Source organism: Phaeocystidibacter luteus, assembly GCF_008933115.1.
Taxonomy (GTDB): Bacteria; Bacteroidota; Bacteroidia; order Flavobacteriales; family Schleiferiaceae; genus Phaeocystidibacter; species Phaeocystidibacter luteus.
In genome coordinates this window covers 1-17,500 of record NZ_WBVO01000006.1, presented here as the reverse complement: position 1 = coordinate 17,500, position 17,500 = coordinate 1, and the positions used below count along the sequence as shown (strand labels likewise).

The window sequence follows — 17,500 nt, the reverse complement described above, 5'->3', positions numbered from 1 at the left end:
CCTTTGCCACAATTCTCTCCTCATGGTAAAATGGATTCTCCTTTTCGGACTGGTTTTCTCGGCTTCATGTAATCAGTGCGACGATTGTAACGGGCGCTGCACGGAATATACCTATCGAACCGATTATGTAAATCGACTCAACGTTGATGTGCAAATTCTCGTTTACAGCGACCAAAACGTTTCATGCCATTCTTCGATGAAACTCGAGGCGTTGGACTCGACCACTTGTCATCAACCTCAGTCTTGTATACCTCATGGCCCGCTGTCTCAGCCTGTGCCCGAGATCTCCACGGATTCACTCATCATTTTAATTGATTCAACCTACAAGTACACGGCGATTGGCATGTATCATTTGAGTGATGATTCTGCGGGTGTAGCTCACGCTCAACGTCCTTATTATCCTTTCTTCAGAAGCAATTGGACGTTTAAGGACCATGACTATATCCACATCTATCGTTTCATTATTGATGAAGGGATTTTCGCATATTGCGACACCATTCCTTAGTGTATGAAGTTTTTCAAGTCTCTCGCAATCATCATCGCAATTATCATGTCGGGTTACTTCGTCCGGAAGTACTACACCGTGGTCGTTTATACGGATGTTGATATCTCCAGCCTGCAGGAGTTCGGGGCGGGAAAGTCGAACGTGATTTCACCTCTTAAGGCCGACTCAGACAGTGGGCCCTTCCTAAAGTCTGGCGATTCTGTTCATGTTAAGTTCGACGGGGTAGAGTTGTACCAGCATATTCCCACTCTGACGGTAACCGCTCAGGGTGAGGAAACTACTGAGATCTATCTAGACGCGGAGACTATTGAACAATTCAAGTTTATGGATTCGATATCGGATTCTGTGAAGTATAAAGTCACTCTGCAGAATGAATCACGCGCCGCAGCCGTGGCGGTGATAAAGCTTGGAAGTGGATATGGATGGCCGCTGTGGAAGTCCTTCTACTATAAGTGTAAGGTCAGCTATTATGGCGTAATTCCATTTGTACGGAATGGTGAGACGTACTCCGGCGAGTTCAAGTTTGAGCGAGTGTATGTGGGTGATGCGATTATCTCCGGACTTGTATCTGAGGAGAAGGTGCAGCATCTCGTGTTGAACGAACTAGGTTTGGAAGAGCAGGTCTATAAGTATCTCAATATTCTAAACGATTCTATCGCCGATCGATACGATTGTGCTCTGTATTTGGATGTTCCAATGAACGTTGAGGTTGCCGATTCAACAAAGTCGTTGTAGCACGAAACAAAAAAGGAGGCCATTTGGCCCCCTCTAGTTTTATTCCTCTTCAGATTCACTTTCACTTTCTGAGTCGTCTTCTGCTTCAAATCCTAAACTCGCGGAGTTGACACAGTATCGCAATCCGGTAGAGGTGGGTCCATCGTCGAAAACGTGGCCAAGGTGACCTCCGCAGTTCGCGCAGACGATTTCCGTTCGAATCATACCGTAGCTCTTGTCGAGGCGTTCAATGATCTTGCCTTCTTCAATTTCTTTGTCAAAGCTAGGCCATCCGCAGTGCGCGTTGAACTTGCTGTCGCTGTCGAACAACTCCGTCCCACATCCTGCGCATGTATATACTCCTTCTTCGAAGTGTAAATTGTATTCCCCGGTTCCCGCTCTTTCTGTTCCGGCTTCACGGAGGACACGATACTGCTCTTCGGTGAGCTGTTCGCGCCATTCGGCATCACTCTTCTGTACGTTGTAGTCCATGTTCTCGGCTGTAGTTTGTGGTGTAACTTCTGGAATCGTGTCGTTCTGACTCTCCTGTTGTGCGGTGCACGATATCGCTATCATAACAAGTGCAACCGCTGTAATGCTTTTCTGTATCATGCTTTCGGGTTTGTGAGGTTGGACGAGCCATTTAACCCGACCTTTCTCAGTCATCTGTTAAAACCACGCGAAAATTGTGTTTCAATCCAGATGTCTCTACAGTTAAAACATACACTCCGGATAGAAGTTCACGCATGGACAAGCGATGAAGTGCAGAAGTGACTTTGCCTCGCTTTACTACTCGACCAGTGAGGTCAACCAATTGGAATTCGGAGCCCAAGTCGAAGCCGCTCAAATTGAGATCGGCGTTGGTAGGATTTGGGTAGACCTCATAACCCTTCGAGTGTTCAGAAAGTCCGATATCATTCTGCATTTTCACGCGTATGGTATCTACGTATAAACAGCCCATTGGAGATTCCAACGATAGCTCTAAGTCAAAATCCGAGTAGCTCACGGTGCTATCAATCCATACAAAGCTTGATGTAGAAAGAGTTGTTCCCGTTGGAAGTTGACGCCAAGTGATGTTTGAATACGCTGGATCTACTTGAAAGCTTCTACCTGTCCAGCCCGCGGTGGTATCATCTGGCCAATCCAAGAATAGGCTGTCTTTCAAGAATTGGACATACTGAAGATTCGCTGCACACTTGCCTTGCGGATTAAACCCGTAATCGTATTCGATGGATGCGGCAATTGCCCTGTTGTCGTAAACGGTCCCGAAGTTATACGCGACACCGCTTCCCGATTGGAACGTGAGAGCGTCTGATTTAAAGGTTACAGGGGAGTTCACAGCCTGGTAGGCTAAAGATTGATTGCTTACCGCGAAATGTACATATACACCTAGGGTGTCTCCGCGTTGAATCATATGATGAATCGGAAGTACGATGGAGTCGCCAATATTGGCCACATTGACGGTATCCGCTATGAGGCGTGTCCACGCAGAGGCCGTATTCTCATTCCCTCGATAATTTCCGTTGTAGATGTCGACAATCGGATAGAGCGTGCCGCTAGATGCGGAGATGAACCTCAATTCCGAAAGGGTTACTGTGCTATCGGCAATCAGATTAAACATGTTGCCATTGAAGGTGATGTTGTCGCTTGGAGAGCAGTTTAGTATACCCTTATTTGTGAAGGGCCCAGTTGATGCCAATGCAAAGAACGCTGTGTCTCCTTCAAATTGAAATGAAGTAGGGGCGATTGGATTATAGCTTGAGTCAAACCACAGTAGCGTATCGCCAACGAGTGGAGTGGAGTTCCGGTGTGCGGAATCCTCCAAACAGAAATATTGTTTTGAATCTATGCCGCTTTCAGGTTGCTGATGGAAAGTTCGGTAGACTGTAATCGTGTTGTTGGCGGGTGTGGTGTCTTGCGGACAAAGCAAGGTGACGTCAAATCTATGTGTGCCGGGCGCTAACGAATCTCCAAACCAAATCACCGGTTTAGAGCAGGAGGTAACCAAGAATGGTACGAGCGACTGAACGGAGTCGATACCATCAATAACAATCTTGATTTCTACTGGAGTGGCATCAACGTCTCCCAAATTGGCAAAAGCCACGCTAAAGTTGGTTTGATTTCCCGCGCATGCTTGACCTTGAACGAAAAGGTCGATTGCCACGAGCTCAACACCTGGCGAGGTTGGAGCAATATCGACGAGTATATCCTTGTTCCACACCTGATTAAATAGCACGGCATGACCAGAGTCGTTGAGGTGGACGGCGTCTGCAGCAAAGTTTGGATATACATTGCCGTTTGGATCGGCTAACGGCGTGAAGAAGTCTATAGCGTTCGGCCCAAACATGGCGAGGATAGAATCTTTCACGGAAGACTGATAGACGCCCCAATTGCCCTGAATAGGTTGTGTGGTACAGATGTACATTGGCACACCGTTATTCTGACTATGTGAATAGAGTGAATCGAAGTTGCCTAGCTGTTCCGACATGGGCCAACTTCTGTCATTACTCGGCAAATTGACGATAATCGCGTCTGGATTTAAGGAGAGCGCTTCGGTTATGTTATGGGTAGAATCTACGGCCGGACGGTTCGCTGGGGTAACGAAATTGTCGGGCATAATTCTATACGTCGTATAACCGCCCACAGCAAGGTTAATCACCTCGTTTTGAGGATTGATGAGCTTGAGGTTTTTCCGGTATTTGTTCACCCACGTGCTATCGGGGTGACTTGGGCCAGAACCAGCTGCGGTTGAGGAACCGAGGATGACAATGCGAACCGGTTGATCGGTGCACGCGTTTCTTGTAATCTGTCCGGCTGAAAACAGGCTCACAAACGAAAAGAGAAGGAATAGGATGATTCTACCGTTCATCCCCTCAAGATGCAACTTTTTCTGCCAAAAATCAGGATCTCACGAAGGACACAATTGCCTGAACTACGCCTTCATCACTCAGAATTCTGCGGTGACCCAAGCCTTCGGTAAGGATGAGTTTTGAATTCGACCAGTTTTTGTGAAGTGCTTCAGCTTGCTCAAAGCCGACATCGATGTCTTGTTTGTCGTGAACGATTAGTCCAGGCACGCTCATCTTCTTTGCAAGGTTTCGTGGGGCAAGCGCTTCGATATCCGGGGAGTAATTATCTCTCAAATATTGAGCTAGATATTGGCGATAACGGTCGTCAAGGTTCAATCGAGAACAGAAATCGTCAATTACATCTAGGATTGACGAAGGAGCACCGAGAATCACCAGTTTCTGAACATCGAGTCCACCTGCTAATGCATTGAATGCGGCTGCTCCGCCGATGCTGTGAGCAATAAGTGTATCCACCTTCCCGACATGCTCAGCTGCCGCGAGTATGGCATCGGTAAACTGAAGCATGTGCGTCCGCTTTCCAGGATTGTCTCCATGCGCTTGAGCGGTTATTGTAGTGACTTCATAACCAGCCTCAACGAGGGCGGGGGCAATGGCGTAGGCTTGTGATCCGCGTCCTGACCATCCGTGGATAAAAAGGATTTTTTTGTCGGAATTCCCTAGTGTCCGAAGTGTGATTTGTCGATCACCAACGGTGAGGTTTTCGCGTCGAGATTCCTCGATAAAAGGACGTTCACGCTTGGGAAGGGGGAATGGGATTGGGGTGAAGAAACGCTTTCGGATTTCTCTAGCCGCTAGCGAGAAGCTGATGGTTTGTAGAAGCTTCACATACGCCAGGTACGCTTTTGGAATTTGAAGACTCGGTGTATTGGTTGCTGTAACGTCGGTGTTTTGCTCCATGCTTCAAAGGTCGGAAATGTCCATTAAAGGAGACGCTTGATTCCGATTAGAGGTGCATAGATGGAATAAAAGTTTCCCGGATCAAATGGCAGCTCTTGATAGGTATACGTAAAGTTGAGAACGAAGAGCCATTCTTGGGTGATCGCTTGTTGCCATTCTGCCCCAAAGCTTGTGGTTTCAAGGATTTCAATGACCTCACCGGCGCCAACTTGAATTCGACGTGCGTCTGGCGAGAAACCGTAACTCGCTCGGAGGGTGACCCAACTTCTGCTATCGTTTAAATAGCGACGAACGAGAAGGTCGCCGGTAAAGTCTGTACCGTCTTCTTGAGGCGTGATAAATGGTCGGAATGAGAACAAGTATTTTGGGAGATAGTAGTTGACAGAGCCGGTATACATGGTGACATCGCTTCCCGGGCCGAAGTACAGATAGCGCACACCGAGAGAAGCTTCAAAGTTGCTTCCAACGGCCGAGTAAATTTCACCACCTACGCGATGTTGTGGAAAGACTTGAGCGCTGGGAGAAAAACCGTAGTTGATGTAGCCGTAGACCGTTTCTGAGATGATGGGGTAGAGGTCAACCTCCGCCTGGTATCCAGTTTCACCGAATCGGTATGCGGTATTGAATCGAGCGATACCTACTCCGTACTTGGTGCTTTGTCCAACCTGAACCGTACCGTAATACATGGGGTCGTACTGTTCGCTAAAGAATTCGGCCGAGCCTAGGACGTCCACACTGTGGTTCACGAGTCGGAGCAGGACGGTCTGACGCAACCTATCGTTGCGGCCACCCTCTGTGTTTTCTAGTGCTTCTAGGGCTTCGGGGAATTCACGCAGTTTGTAATAGGCGGTTGCCTTTCGGAATCCTATTTCGCTTCGGATCTCGGATGAATCGGGCAACGCATCTGACGCCTCATTCATGGTATTGATTACTTCGAGGTATTGCTCAGACCATAAATAGACATCCCCAATGCCCCACCAGGCATCGGTATTTGACATATCGTTCGACAGAGTTGCCTTGTAGTACGCCAGAGCTTCGTCGTACTTCTCCTCCCAAGCGTACGTTCGGGCGATATAGTTTCTGATATCGTGATATGCGGGATACTCGCGTAACGCGGGCATGAGAAGCGTGCGAGCGGAATCGTACTCTTTATTTTCGGCGAGCTTGCGCGCTTCTACAAAAAGGCTATCGGCATTTAGTTGTCCGAACACGCTTGATCCGAAGGCTAGAAGTAGGAAGAGAAGGTTGTATTTCATGTGCTGGTTAATCGGCTATCCGAAGGTAAGGAAGAGAAGGCGAACAATTGCAATAGGGCGTAATGGAGCTTTGAATTGAATCGAGTGACCATGAGAATAATCAGTCTCTTTATTTGGTTTATAAGCCGATATTTGAAATTATTGATATATTTGTAAATAAAAAGAAATATCGGCGAATTGTTTTGTTAAACCATAGCACATACTTCGTGGACTACACCGCCTCCTTTCCGTTGACGTGTTGTGAGGTGCTGCGCACAAGGTCTCGATCCTCGACAAGGATTCGCCTTGGGGCGAATAAGGTGCTGCGCACAAGGCCTCGTGCCTCGACAAGGATTCGCTTTGGGGCGAATATGGCGCTGCGCGCAAGGTCTCGTGCCTCGACAAGGATTCGCTTTGGGGCGAATATGGCGCTGCGCGCAAGGTCTCGTGCCTCGGCAAGGATTCGCCTTGGGGCGAATAAGGTGCTGCGCGCAAGGTCTCATGCCTCGGCAAGGATTCGCTTTTGGGCGAATATGGCGCTGCGCGCAAGGTCTCGTGCCTCGACAAGGATTCGCTTTTGGGCGAATATGGCGCTGCGCGCAAGGTCTCGTGCCTCGACAAGGATTCGCTTTGGGGCGAATAAGGTGCTGCGCACAAGGTCTCGTGCCTCGACAAGGAATCGCTTTGGGGCGAATATGGCGCTGCGCGCAAGGTCTCGTGCCTCGACAAGGATTCGCCTTGGGGCGAATAAGGTGCTGCGCGCAAGGCCTCGTGCCTCGACAAGGATTCACCTTGGGGCGAATAAGGTGCTGCGCACAAGGCCTCGTGCCTCGGCAAGGATTCGCTTTGGGGCGAATATGGCGCTGCGCGCAAGGCCTCGTTCCTCGGCAAGGATTCGCTTTTGGGCGAATATGGCGCTGCGCACAAGGCCTCGTGCCTCGACAAGGATTCGCCTTGGGGCGAATATGGCGCTGCGCGCAAGGTCTCGTGCCTCGACAAGGATCCGCCTTGGGGCGAATATGGCGCTGCGCGCAAGGTCTCGTGCCTCGGCAAGGATTCGCTTTGGGGCGAATATGGTGCTGCGCACAAGGCCTCGTACCTCGGCAAGGAAGCGCCTTTGGGTGAAAAAAGCACTGCGCGCAAGACAAGTCATCCGACATGTTTTCTTCAATTATTACCAACTTCATTCTATCATTCTCTATCCAGTCCTCCAACCCTCCACCCCTCCAACCCTCTAACCCTCTAACCCTCCAAATCTCCCACCATGAAATCCGCAATCCTCCTCGGCGACGTCATCAAATCAACACAAGGCAAATATTCCGTTTGGCAACTCGGCTTAAAAGAGGTGTTGAACAAGTACACCAACGATTCGGATGATTGGGATATCTATCGGGGTGATGGGTTTCAGGCCAAAGTGCATCAAAATGAAGTGTTGACCGCCGCACTGGAAATCAAAACGTTCTTGAAATCAACTGCCAATAAGGATGCTCGGATGGCGATTGCAGTGGGAGAGGTTGACTATGGCTACAAGAGAATTGCGGAGGCTTCGGGAGATGCGCTCGTAAGAGCTGGGCGACTATTCGAAGAGACGAGGTCAGGTATTCGGATTGACAGTGGAGTAGAGGGTATAGATGAAAGTCTGAATGTTACGCTCGGACTGCTCACGTTCATTGTAGAAAACTGGACGCAGAGTCAGGCTGAGTTGATTTTGTACAAGATCAATCATCCACACTTGAAGCAAACCCAATTGGCTGAATCATTAGGAATTTCTCAGGGTACATTGAGTCAGAGGTTATCGCGCACTGGAATCGATAAGGTACAAGCTGCGATTGACTATATTCATGCTCAAATCCGATAGCATGACCATTATCTCTCTAGTCATTCTCGCACATCTATTGGGCGATTTTGTTTTTCAGTCTAATGAGGCTGTTGAAGATCGACGTAAAAAGGTCGGCGGCAAGAAGTTCAAACAACACATCCTCATTCACTTTGCATTACTGGTAGCAGTAGTAGCCCTTGTTTCTCCTCTAGGAAGTGGCGGACCAATTGTAATGACGGCAACTATTGGAATAGTTGTGTTGATTGGTCACATTATCTTAGATATAATCAAGGATATGTATTGGAAACCAGAGCGCAGTACAGAGTGGTTGTTAGGCGACCAATTCGGTCACTTCGCAATCATCTTCCTGGCTTTTGTTGCAGTGCGTCGAGAACCGCAAATGTATGTATGGACTGAATACGTCGAGTATTTAAGTTTGCTTTCAAAATTTGCGATTTCGTTCATCCTCCTTTTCAAAGTCTGGCCAATGGTCGTAGGAGGCTTGTTGAAACAATTGAAACTCGGAGAGGAGGACAAACTAGAAGACAGCTCGCTCAAGCGGGCAGGGGCCTACATTGGTCACCTCGAGCGTATCCTCATTTTCATATTTATCGTAACCGGTCACTGGGAAGGAGTGGGATTCCTCCTTGCCGCTAAATCCATATTCCGATATGGCGACCTTACGCGCAAGGAACATCGCATGCAAACAGAGTATGTGCTACTAGGAACCCTAACCAGTTTTATTGGTGGCATCCTAACCGCGCAGCTGTATATCGTTTTGTAAAAGGAAGGCTAAAAAAAAATCCCGCGACTGCAGGATTTCTGTGCCCAGGACTGGATTCGAACCAGCACGATCAAGTGATCACCACCCCCTCAAGATGGCGTGTCTACCAATTTCACCACCTGGGCCAATATGTTCTGTTTAAAGCCAAAAAACGGAGAAACAGAACACCACTTCTCCGTCTTAGTGACCCGGCAGGGGCTCGAACCCTGGACCCGCACATTAAAAGTGTGCTGCTCTACCAACTGAGCTACCGAGTCTGCTTGTGAACTATCGTTCGAAAGCGGGTGCAAATATAAGGGCTTTCTCTTTTCCTCCAAACCCCAAGTGAAAGAAAATACACCTCCAATCGTCAAGCCGCTAAAAATCAGAGAAAAAAATATTTCACTACCCCAACAGTGCCTAATTTTACACCATGCAAATCTCACTTGTTGGCTACATGGCCGCCGGAAAATCGACAATCACCAAGCATCTTGCTTCGCAACTCGAATCACCTTCCTGGGATCTCGATGACGAAATCGCAAAAATTGGTGGTGAGGATGTTGCCGATATCCTTCGATCGAAAGGAGAAATAGCTTTCCGAAAGCTCGAAAGAGAAACACTACTCGAAACTTTACAACTCAACGGTGTGTTAGCTACCGGTGGTGGTACACCGTGCTATTATGACAATATGGATGTCCTCCTCAAAGAGTCATACGTAGTGTACTTGCAATGGCCGATGAAGACGCTCATCGAACGTGCTAGATCGGCTCGGGAAAGTAGACCTCTATTCGATGGTGTTTCTGATGAAGACCTGCCAGAGTACATTGCCAAGCATGTGTTCGACCGCCGACCATACTACGAACGTGCAAACCATATCGTCTTTTGCGACGGGAAATCTGTCGACGATATTACCAAAGAAATCATTGAGAAATGGAAAAGTCAATCACAACATACATAGAGCAACGTCGCACCATTAAGCCCGATAAATACACAGGTGCAACGCTTGACGACCAAGTGATACGAGAGATGCTCGAGGCGGCAAATTGGGCTCCTACACACGGATATACCGAACCGTGGCGCTTCGTGATTTTCACCGAAGAGGGTAAGGAAGAGCTGATTCAACTCTTATACAAACTCGATGTAGCCGAGCACGGAGAGAATGAAGTGCGCTATGCCAAAATTAGAGCAAGAGTTGAACGCAGTTCGCATATCATCGCCATTGGAATGAGACGTGGGGAGAACCCCAAAATTCCTTTCATTGAGGAAGCACAAGCTGTAGCCGCAGCAGTTCAAAATATGTGGCTCGTAGCTTCGGGCAAAGGCTTGGGCGCTTATTGGAGCACGGGTAGTGTGGGGTATTCGAACGAACTAACGGATGCCCTTGGCTGGGATTCATCTCGTGGCGACAGCGCCATGGGATTCCTTTACGTTGGTGAATACAAAGGCGAATGGCCGCAAGGAAGAAGAATAAGCGGCTACACGGATAAGGTGCGCTGGAATCGAGGGTAATTAGCTGAGGTATGCGGTGGTTTCACCGTCGGTGTATTCAACTTGCACACGTTCTTGCATGGAAGTCGACAAAGACAATCCCTTCACGTCTGCCTTAATCGGAAAACGCTTATGGTTTCGATCAACCAGTACCGCTGTGGTACACTTTCTCACTTTCCAGTTGAGGATGTGTTTTACGGCGTAGATGAGCGTCCCCCCGCTGTTTAATACATCGTCCATCACAACCACAGAAGCATCGTCAAAGCCAGCTTCACATCCTGCGATAACAATGCTGTCGTCTGAAGGGTTAGACTTATTGATTTCAAGCTTGCACAAGGTGTATTCTATCCCAGATATTTGCTTGAGGATTGCAGTCACCTTTTCGGCGAGTAAGTAGCCACTTTCAGCAATGCCGATGATGTAAACTGAGCTTTCGTCAATATGACGTTCATAGATTTCCCATGCGATTCTCTCAATCTTTCTCTTGGCTGTAGCAGCGTCTAATACCGTTGTGCGGGTGGTTGTCATACCAATGGTTTTGAAGCGGAAAGATAGGGCTTTAGTCGGGCTTTTTCACCTCAAAGAAGAACTCCTTGCCAGCTCTAGGTTCAATGCTATTGTAGCAGGGCTGTATCTTGATGATTTGAAATTTACCTTCAAATCTAGCTTGGTATTCTTCTGCACTGCCGCCAAAAGGTGGACCTTTTTCTGTGAGTGGAAAATCGAATAGTACTCCTGCAAGTCTTCCACCAGGTCTCAGCAAATTGAGCATGTGATTGGCGTAGTCATCCCTCATGTCAGGATTCAAAGCACAGTAAAAGGTTTGTTCTAGGATGACGTCGTATTCGCCCTCATGCTTAAAGAAATCTCCAATGAGGAATTGATCAGCCGGAAAATCTGGAACGCGAGCGAGGAAGTTGGACTTGGCCGTTTCGCTCATGTCCATCAAAATGAGGTTTGAATATCCCTTTTTCCAAAGCCATTCTCCTTCGTAAGCGTGCCCGCATCCTGGAATCAAGATTCGTGCATCTGTATCGTACAGCGAAGCATAGTCAATTAGCGGAGGAGAGGGGTAACCAATGTCCCAGCCCCATGTTTTTTCCACATATCTTTTATCCCAATACTGTGCGTTTAGCTCCATCTTATTTCAGTTCTAGAATGGCGACGTTTTCGATGTGATGTGTTTGCGGGAACATATCCACCGCTCTGGATTTCACAATTCTATATTTCTCCTGCAATAACCCTAAATCTCTCGCTTGAGTAGCTGAGTTACAACTCACATAAACGATTCTCTTAGGCGCCATGTTCAAGAGTTGTTCAACAACCTTAGCATGCATTCCATCACGCGGTGGGTCTGTCACAACCACGTCAGGCATTCCGTGAATATCAGCAAAGTCCGATGTCAATGCCTCTTTCATATCCCCCACGATGAATTCGGTATTCGAAAGACCGTTGAGCTCAGCATTGAATTTAGCATCTTGAATCGCTTCAGGAACACTTTCAATACCAACGACCTTGCCCGCCTTTTGAGCGAGGAAGCAAGCAATGGTTCCCGTACCTGTGTAGAGGTCATAGACCAACTCATCTCCTTTGAGCTCAGCGAATTCGAGCGCCTGAACGTAGAGCGAGTAGGCCTGCTTAGGGTTGGTTTGATAGAAAGATTTTGGTCCAACTTTAAAACGAAGCACCGTATCGGGCTTGTAGTAAGCCGGCATCTCTTCAAAAATGTGATCTCTGCCTGCAAACAACTCAATGTCACAATCGTAGATACTGTCGTTTCCCTTAGAGTTGATTGTATATAGCAGAGACGCAATTTGAGGAAATTCATCACTCAAGGCCTGCATGAGCCCTTCGCGCTTTTCTGTTTCCTCTCGGAAGAACTGTATGAGTACCATCACCTCCCCACTGAGGGCTGTTCTGATCATGAGCGTTCGAAGGAGTCCTTCCTGATTTCTGAGGTCAAAGAAGTCGAGATCATGCTTCAAGGCATATTCGCGAACAAAGTTTCGAATGGCATTGCTCGGGTCGGGTTGTAGGTGGCACTTGGTTACGTCTAATACCTTGTCCCACATTCCCGGAATATGAAATCCTAATGCGTTGGGTTTGTCGATTTTCTCGCCACTATCCACTTCATCTTGGGTCATCCAGCGTTTGTTTGAGAAGCTGAATTCCATCTTGTTGCGGTAGAAGTAAGGTTGATCGCAACCGAGTATGTCAAGGTATTCCTCTACCTCAACGTGTCCCAGTCTCTTGAGGTTGTTAGCTACCTCTCTTTGTTTGTATTCCAGTTGTTTGTTGTAGTCCCAGTTTTGCCACTTGCAACCGCCGCAGGTACCGAAATGTGCACATTCTGGCTCAACTCTATCTGCTGAAAGTTCGTGAAAAACAGTAGCCTTTCCTTCCATGAAGGAACGCTTCTTCTTAAAGATTCGAACGTCAACTGTATCGCCTGGAACGGCGTTCTGAACGAAGACGACTCTTCCGTCTTCCGTTTTGCCTACGCCCTTGCCTTTTGCACCGGCGTCAACAATTTTTAGCTGCTCTACAAAGAGGGGGCCTTTTGATCTTCTTCCCATGGCGGCAAAGGTACATTTTGCGGATGGGAATACACTGCAGCTTAGTAGATCACTGCTTGCCTATTGTGACGTGCATAGTTGATGGTGGCCCGTATGGAATAAACGCCCGCGGACGAAATGTTCACGCGATGAGTTCCAGCTCTTACGTTCGTCGCAACGAAGATTCTTCGTCCAGAGACATCAAAGATTTCAATTTTCTGGGCATCCTCTTCAATTTCATAAAGCACATCACGGTTGTCGAAGTCAATGGCAATTTGAAACAAATCGTCATCATCACTCGTAATGATAATCGGTTCGTACTTAAGCGCTTCGTTCGCGTTCAAGATTCCGTAACCGTAATAATCGTCTCTGCCTTGAACGTCTTCTGCCGATTGTCCAATTTGGTCGATAGCCGTTTGATGAAGAATGCTTCGAATGGCACCAGAACCTAAGTTGGGATGCTTTGCTCTGAGCAGGCATGCAACTCCTGCAACAAGGGGAGAGGCTAGGGAAGTGCCACCGCTAACATCAGAGTAGTTCATGAAGTTTTGATAGTCGAGGATAGGGATGTTGTCTCCCGGCGCCATAATTTCAACCTCGTCGCCGTAGGTGCTTCCACCAAATCCACTCGAATAGGGATCACATCTGTCGTTGAACCAGTTCACCGACCCTACAGCCATGATTGTCGGCAATCTCGCTGGAAGATTAACTCCGCGTTCCCCAGAGTTACCTGACGCTGCGATGAGTAGGACATCCGCCAACGCGGCATATTCAGCTGCGTCTTCTACAATGGTTGAGTTTGCTCCACCTCCGAGTGACATATTCACCACGTCCACTCCTAAGTCGGCCACGTAGTACAATGCTTCGGCTAAGTCAGAATAATTGCCAGAACCGGAAGAACTGAGCACTCTAACACTCATTATACGGCAATTCCAATCGACTCCTGCCCATCCGCGCAGGTCATCTCCATTGGCGGCTGCAACGCCAGCTACGGCAGTGCCATGACCATTTTCATCGTTCGGATCGTTATCATTATCCACGAAATCCCATCCGTACAAGTCGTCAATCTTACCGTTCTGGTCGTCATCAATTCCGTTTAGTGTTTCGTTTGGATTGACATAGCGACGGCCATTAAACTCTGGGTGGTCGAATTCAACTCCGGAATCGATAATGACGAGCGTGACGTTGTCATTTCCACGCTCAATCTTCCAAGCCTCAGGCATGTCGATATCTGCATCCATCTCTCCGTTAAAGCCCGCATCATTCTCGAGGTACCACTGTTCGGCAAACCTCACATCGTTTGGAATATACTTGGTCGTATCGGCTTTCAGAACGTGGTCGTATTCTACAAGAAGAGAAGGTGAGGAGTTGGAAAGGTCTTGAAAAGCGGCGTCGATATTGGCTTCGGGGAAACGAACGACGTAGACGAATTCAGTGCTTCCCTTTCCACGAGGGAATTGTTTAACGAACTCACCGGAGTGGTTTTGTACGAGTTGAGAGAGGTGTTCCGGAATGCCGTGTCCGGTAGATTCGGCTACAAACATGAGTTGGTTTGACTGACCGAATGCGGTTAGAGAGAGAATGACGAGTGCAAGCGAGGCGAGTGATTTCATATTGAAGCTTTTTCTTCAATTAAATACGCAAGAATTGTTCCGATGGTTCGTCGAAATCAATTTAAACTACCACTCACAAGTTAGGCACTCTTTTTTGATTTCGATTTTTGTTCGAGAAGCACAACGGCCTCCCTCCAAGGTATCAGGTTGTAACTGTCGATGGTTACGGTGACGAAATCTTGTGAGATATGGTTAATCTTCTGCATAGCTTTCAGATGGGCTCCAGAGTTGCTGAATTCCTCCATCTCTTCTTTGGTTTTCCACAGCGTCATTGTGTAATGCGTGAGAACCCCGCCTTTGAGTCTAGACTTCCTACAACTCGATTTTTTAAGTTGCTTTTTAATCTTAGATACATGAGCGAAAAAAGAGGGCAATTGCCAGATGCTACGTAGTTTAATTCTGGTAAGGCTTACGTACATAATTTAAATATACGAAGGAGAATTCTTACTGGATTCCCCTTGTAGGATAAAGCTTACAAAAATAAAAGCCCGAGGCATTTTACCCCGGGCTTTCTAGTCTGTATTGAGTTTGAGTGATTTACCGATTAGAACTCACTCAGTGTTTTTTCGATGATAGAGACGCAATCCATCAATTGCTCTTCTGTCATTACCAACGGTGGTGCAAAACGAATGATGTTTCCATGCGTTGGCTTGGCAAGTAGGCCATTCTCTGCAAGCTTTACGCAGATGTTCCAAGCGGTCTTGCTATCCGGTGTGTCGTTAATAACAATCGCATTCAGAAGTCCTTTTCCGCGAACCTTCGTCACCAAATCACTGCTATCAATGATGCGCTGCATTTCAGAGCGGAACATTTCGCCGAGTTTGCGAGCATTTTGGGCGAGGTTTTCATCTGATACCACTTCAAGTGCTGCAATGGCAACTTGTGCAGCAACAGGGTTTCCGCCGAATGTGCTTCCGTGTTGACCTGGACGAATAGTGAGCATGATGTCGTCATCCGCTAGTACTGCAGAAACTGGGTACATGCCGCCTGAAAGTGCTTTGCCGAGGATCAGGATGTCTGGTCGGGTATACGATTCTTGGCGCTCACACTTGTTCTCACAAGAGCAGTTGCCACAAACAGCGAGTAGGCTACCTGTACGCGCAATGCCTGTCTGTACTTCATCAGCAATGAAGAGTACATTGGCATCTTTACACATTTGAGCAGCTTTTGGAATGTAGTCGGCATCCGGAACCATTACACCCGCTTCGCCTTGAATAGGCTCAACCATGAATCCGATTACTTCTTCATCTTTTAGAGCATTCTTTAATGCAGCTAAATCGTTATAAGGGATTACTTCGAATCCGGGAGTATATGGACCGTAACCGTCTTTCGCATCTGGATCGGAAGAGAATGAAATGATGGTGGTGGTTCTACCGTGGAAGTTTTGATCGCAAACGATAATCTTTCCGGCAGCAGGATTTACACCTTTCACTTCATGTCCCCATTTTCTACAAAGCTTCAAAGCCGTTTCTACCGCCTCGGCACCAGAGTTCATCGGGAGCACTTTGTCGAAAGCGAAATACTCGCTCATGAACTTGTCGAACTTACCGAGCTCTGCATTGTAAAAGGCTCTTGAGGTAAGTGTGAGTTTTTGAGCTTGCTTCGTCATCGTTTCCACGAGGTGTGGATGACAATGACCTTGATTGACGGCGCTATACGCGCTCAAGAAATCGTAGTACTTCTTTCCTTCTACGTCCCAAACAAAAACACCATCACCTTTTTCAAGAACCACGGGTAGTGGGTGGTAATTATGGGCTCCGTACTTGTCTTCTAGAGCGATAAGCTCGTCTGTGCGTGTCATAGTTTCCATGGTACTTGTGATTTTGAGCAAAGGTAGGGAATCAGCGGACGGGCGAAAAATAAAAGGATTACTTCATTCTTCAGTAAAAGGATCCTCCATTCGGCGGAAAGGATTCTGTGCCTTTCGGCACTGAAAAGTCAATAGTCGAAGCAATGGGCTTAGCGTATCTACTATATTCTGATTGCTCATGGGGAAATTAGTACTTCACTGGATAGCGAAGCACATACTCAGGATTTACGCCTTTCATGAGACGAAGTCGAATGATCCTTTTCTTCGATATCAGGCGAAGAATCCTTTCCGCTATCGGCGGATCCTTTGTTTGCCGACAGGCAAGCATACAAAAAGAAAAAGTCCGCAGTGAACAGCAACCTTGAACAAACCAATGAAACTGTGAAGAAAAGAAGACGCTAGCCCACTGCGGACTTACACTAAACCGTTTGGATGTGAGTTTGTTCCAAGAAATTTACAATCTCTGCTATGGTTTGTTTTCCGCGGTCTTTCGCGTAGGCGCCATGCACTTTTGTGTACATTTCTGATTTTGGAACTTCTGGAGTTTTCTTCCATTCATCAACTAGAGCTTGCATCGCGGCTGGACGTGGTCCCCATGAACCAAGCACTTCGGTGAAATCTTCATTCAAGCGGATGATTTTTGGAATACTTCGGGTTCCATTCGTAAGGAAGGCATCCATGATATCTGGATTCTCATCGCGAAGAATCAAACGCATCTCGATGTTATCTGATGCGTTTTCCAACTTCGAAAGCGTCGGAAGAATTTGGGACGCGTCGCCACACCATCCTTCCGTGAGTACAAGCCAATTTTCTCCTGAAATACTGCCGAGAACTTCTCGAGTGGAGTCATCCACCTTCACAGTTTTATCCCCTCGATCCATGCGCTTGTTGTTCAATGATGCATAATTGATCATCGATTCGGATTGATCTGGACCGGTCGTCTTGCCATCGGCAAGCAACTCATCCAACATCGCTCTGTATTCATCGTATGTCTGACCTGATTTGAATGCTTCTACAAGTCTTTCAATTTCCATTTCAATTGTGCTTTTGTGTTTGTCTCCGTGCAATTGGGGAGACGAAATTACGGTGTAGTTCTTACAACGGTGTGAGGTGGGTTACTGTTTAGCGGAGGTTGGACTAATAGACTATCAGACTTTTGGACGTAAAGACTGGCGTTTGTCCCTTCCTGATTTTGGTTGACAGGTTTTAGACTTAAATACTGGTTAAAGTT

At 47.4% G+C, this 17,500-nt stretch carries 17 protein-coding genes and 2 tRNA genes; 6 read left to right on the top strand and 13 right to left on the bottom strand.

Annotation, left to right across the window (positions count from 1 at the left end; translation table 11 throughout):
- The first annotated feature begins 22 nt into the window (after positions 1–22).
- Both F8C67_RS08355 and F8C67_RS08350 read left to right on the top strand, forming a co-directional pair.
- Positions 23–505 carry a hypothetical protein gene (locus F8C67_RS08355; protein ID WP_151667383.1) on the top strand — a complete coding sequence of 161 codons (483 nt, stop codon included), beginning with the start codon at positions 23–25 and terminating at the stop codon, positions 503–505.
- Positions 506–508: 3 nt separating this feature from the next.
- Positions 509–1,240, top strand: coding sequence for a hypothetical protein (locus F8C67_RS08350; RefSeq protein WP_151667382.1), 732 nt, complete (start codon positions 509–511; stop codon positions 1,238–1,240).
- Between the two features lie 39 nt (positions 1,241–1,279).
- On the opposite strand, the gene msrB is transcribed toward F8C67_RS08350, so the two are convergent.
- Genes msrB through F8C67_RS08330 form a run of 4 tightly spaced genes read right to left on the bottom strand, consistent with a single transcriptional unit; the run spans position 1,280 to position 6,242 of the window.
- Positions 1,280–1,831 (bottom strand): peptide-methionine (R)-S-oxide reductase MsrB, encoded by a 552-nt coding sequence (gene msrB / locus F8C67_RS08345; protein WP_407675836.1) that lies wholly within the window; start codon positions 1,829–1,831, stop codon positions 1,280–1,282.
- Between the two features lie 46 nt (positions 1,832–1,877).
- Positions 1,878–4,088: an SGNH/GDSL hydrolase family protein gene (locus tag F8C67_RS08340; protein ID WP_151667381.1), complete on the bottom strand. Its 2,211-nt coding sequence runs from the start codon at positions 4,086–4,088 to the stop codon at positions 1,878–1,880.
- Positions 4,089–4,119: 31 nt separating this feature from the next.
- Positions 4,120–4,986 (bottom strand): alpha/beta fold hydrolase, encoded by an 867-nt coding sequence (locus F8C67_RS08335; RefSeq protein ID WP_151667380.1) that lies wholly within the window; start codon positions 4,984–4,986, stop codon positions 4,120–4,122.
- Between the two features lie 23 nt (positions 4,987–5,009).
- Positions 5,010–6,242 (bottom strand): YaiO family outer membrane beta-barrel protein, encoded by a 1,233-nt coding sequence (locus tag F8C67_RS08330; protein WP_151667379.1) that lies wholly within the window; start codon positions 6,240–6,242, stop codon positions 5,010–5,012.
- 1,243 nt (positions 6,243–7,485) lie between these two features.
- Here F8C67_RS08330 and F8C67_RS08325 point away from each other — a divergent pair.
- Both F8C67_RS08325 and F8C67_RS08320 read left to right on the top strand, forming a co-directional pair.
- Positions 7,486–8,079, top strand: a complete 594-nt coding sequence (locus tag F8C67_RS08325; RefSeq protein ID WP_151667378.1) for a winged helix-turn-helix transcriptional regulator — start codon at positions 7,486–7,488, stop codon at positions 8,077–8,079.
- Position 8,080: 1 nt separating this feature from the next.
- Positions 8,081–8,824 (top strand): DUF3307 domain-containing protein, encoded by a 744-nt coding sequence (locus F8C67_RS08320; protein WP_170266409.1) that lies wholly within the window; start codon positions 8,081–8,083, stop codon positions 8,822–8,824.
- Between the two features lie 41 nt (positions 8,825–8,865).
- Here the strand turns inward: F8C67_RS08320 and F8C67_RS08315 are convergent.
- Positions 8,866–8,949: transfer RNA gene (locus tag F8C67_RS08315), tRNA-Leu, on the bottom strand.
- A 59-nt stretch (positions 8,950–9,008) separates the two neighbouring features.
- Positions 9,009–9,081, bottom strand: a tRNA-Lys gene (locus F8C67_RS08310).
- Between the two features lie 155 nt (positions 9,082–9,236).
- Here F8C67_RS08310 and F8C67_RS08305 point away from each other — a divergent pair.
- On the top strand, positions 9,237–9,761 hold the full coding sequence (locus tag F8C67_RS08305; RefSeq protein ID WP_151667376.1) for a shikimate kinase: 525 nt from the start codon (positions 9,237–9,239) through the stop codon (positions 9,759–9,761).
- Positions 9,734–10,312, top strand: a complete 579-nt coding sequence (locus F8C67_RS08300; protein WP_151667375.1) for a nitroreductase family protein — start codon at positions 9,734–9,736, stop codon at positions 10,310–10,312. The genes F8C67_RS08305 and F8C67_RS08300 overlap by 28 nt, the downstream gene beginning before the upstream one ends.
- On the opposite strand, the gene F8C67_RS08295 is transcribed toward F8C67_RS08300, so the two are convergent.
- From F8C67_RS08295 to F8C67_RS08265, 7 genes are all read right to left on the bottom strand, one after another.
- Positions 10,313–10,819 carry a phosphoribosyltransferase family protein gene (locus F8C67_RS08295; protein WP_151667374.1) on the bottom strand — a complete coding sequence of 169 codons (507 nt, stop codon included), beginning with the start codon at positions 10,817–10,819 and terminating at the stop codon, positions 10,313–10,315.
- Positions 10,820–10,850: 31 nt separating this feature from the next.
- Positions 10,851–11,432 (bottom strand): methyltransferase domain-containing protein, encoded by a 582-nt coding sequence (locus tag F8C67_RS08290; protein WP_151667373.1) that lies wholly within the window; start codon positions 11,430–11,432, stop codon positions 10,851–10,853.
- Position 11,433: 1 nt separating this feature from the next.
- Positions 11,434–12,867: a 23S rRNA (uracil(1939)-C(5))-methyltransferase RlmD gene (gene rlmD, locus F8C67_RS08285; RefSeq protein ID WP_151667372.1), complete on the bottom strand. Its 1,434-nt coding sequence runs from the start codon at positions 12,865–12,867 to the stop codon at positions 11,434–11,436.
- A 41-nt stretch (positions 12,868–12,908) separates the two neighbouring features.
- Positions 12,909–14,459 (bottom strand): S8 family peptidase, encoded by a 1,551-nt coding sequence (locus F8C67_RS08280; protein ID WP_151667371.1) that lies wholly within the window; start codon positions 14,457–14,459, stop codon positions 12,909–12,911.
- 80 nt (positions 14,460–14,539) lie between these two features.
- A complete protein-coding gene (locus tag F8C67_RS08275) occupies positions 14,540–14,731 on the bottom strand; it encodes a hypothetical protein (protein ID WP_151667370.1) in 192 nt (63 codons plus the stop codon).
- A gap of 272 nt (positions 14,732–15,003) precedes the next feature.
- Complete coding sequence (gene rocD, locus F8C67_RS08270) at positions 15,004–16,260, bottom strand: ornithine--oxo-acid transaminase (RefSeq protein ID WP_151667538.1); 1,257 nt, start codon at positions 16,258–16,260, stop codon at positions 15,004–15,006.
- Between the two features lie 428 nt (positions 16,261–16,688).
- A complete protein-coding gene (locus F8C67_RS08265) occupies positions 16,689–17,303 on the bottom strand; it encodes a thioredoxin family protein (RefSeq protein WP_151667369.1) in 615 nt (204 codons plus the stop codon).
- Between the last annotated feature and the right edge of the window lie 197 nt (positions 17,304–17,500).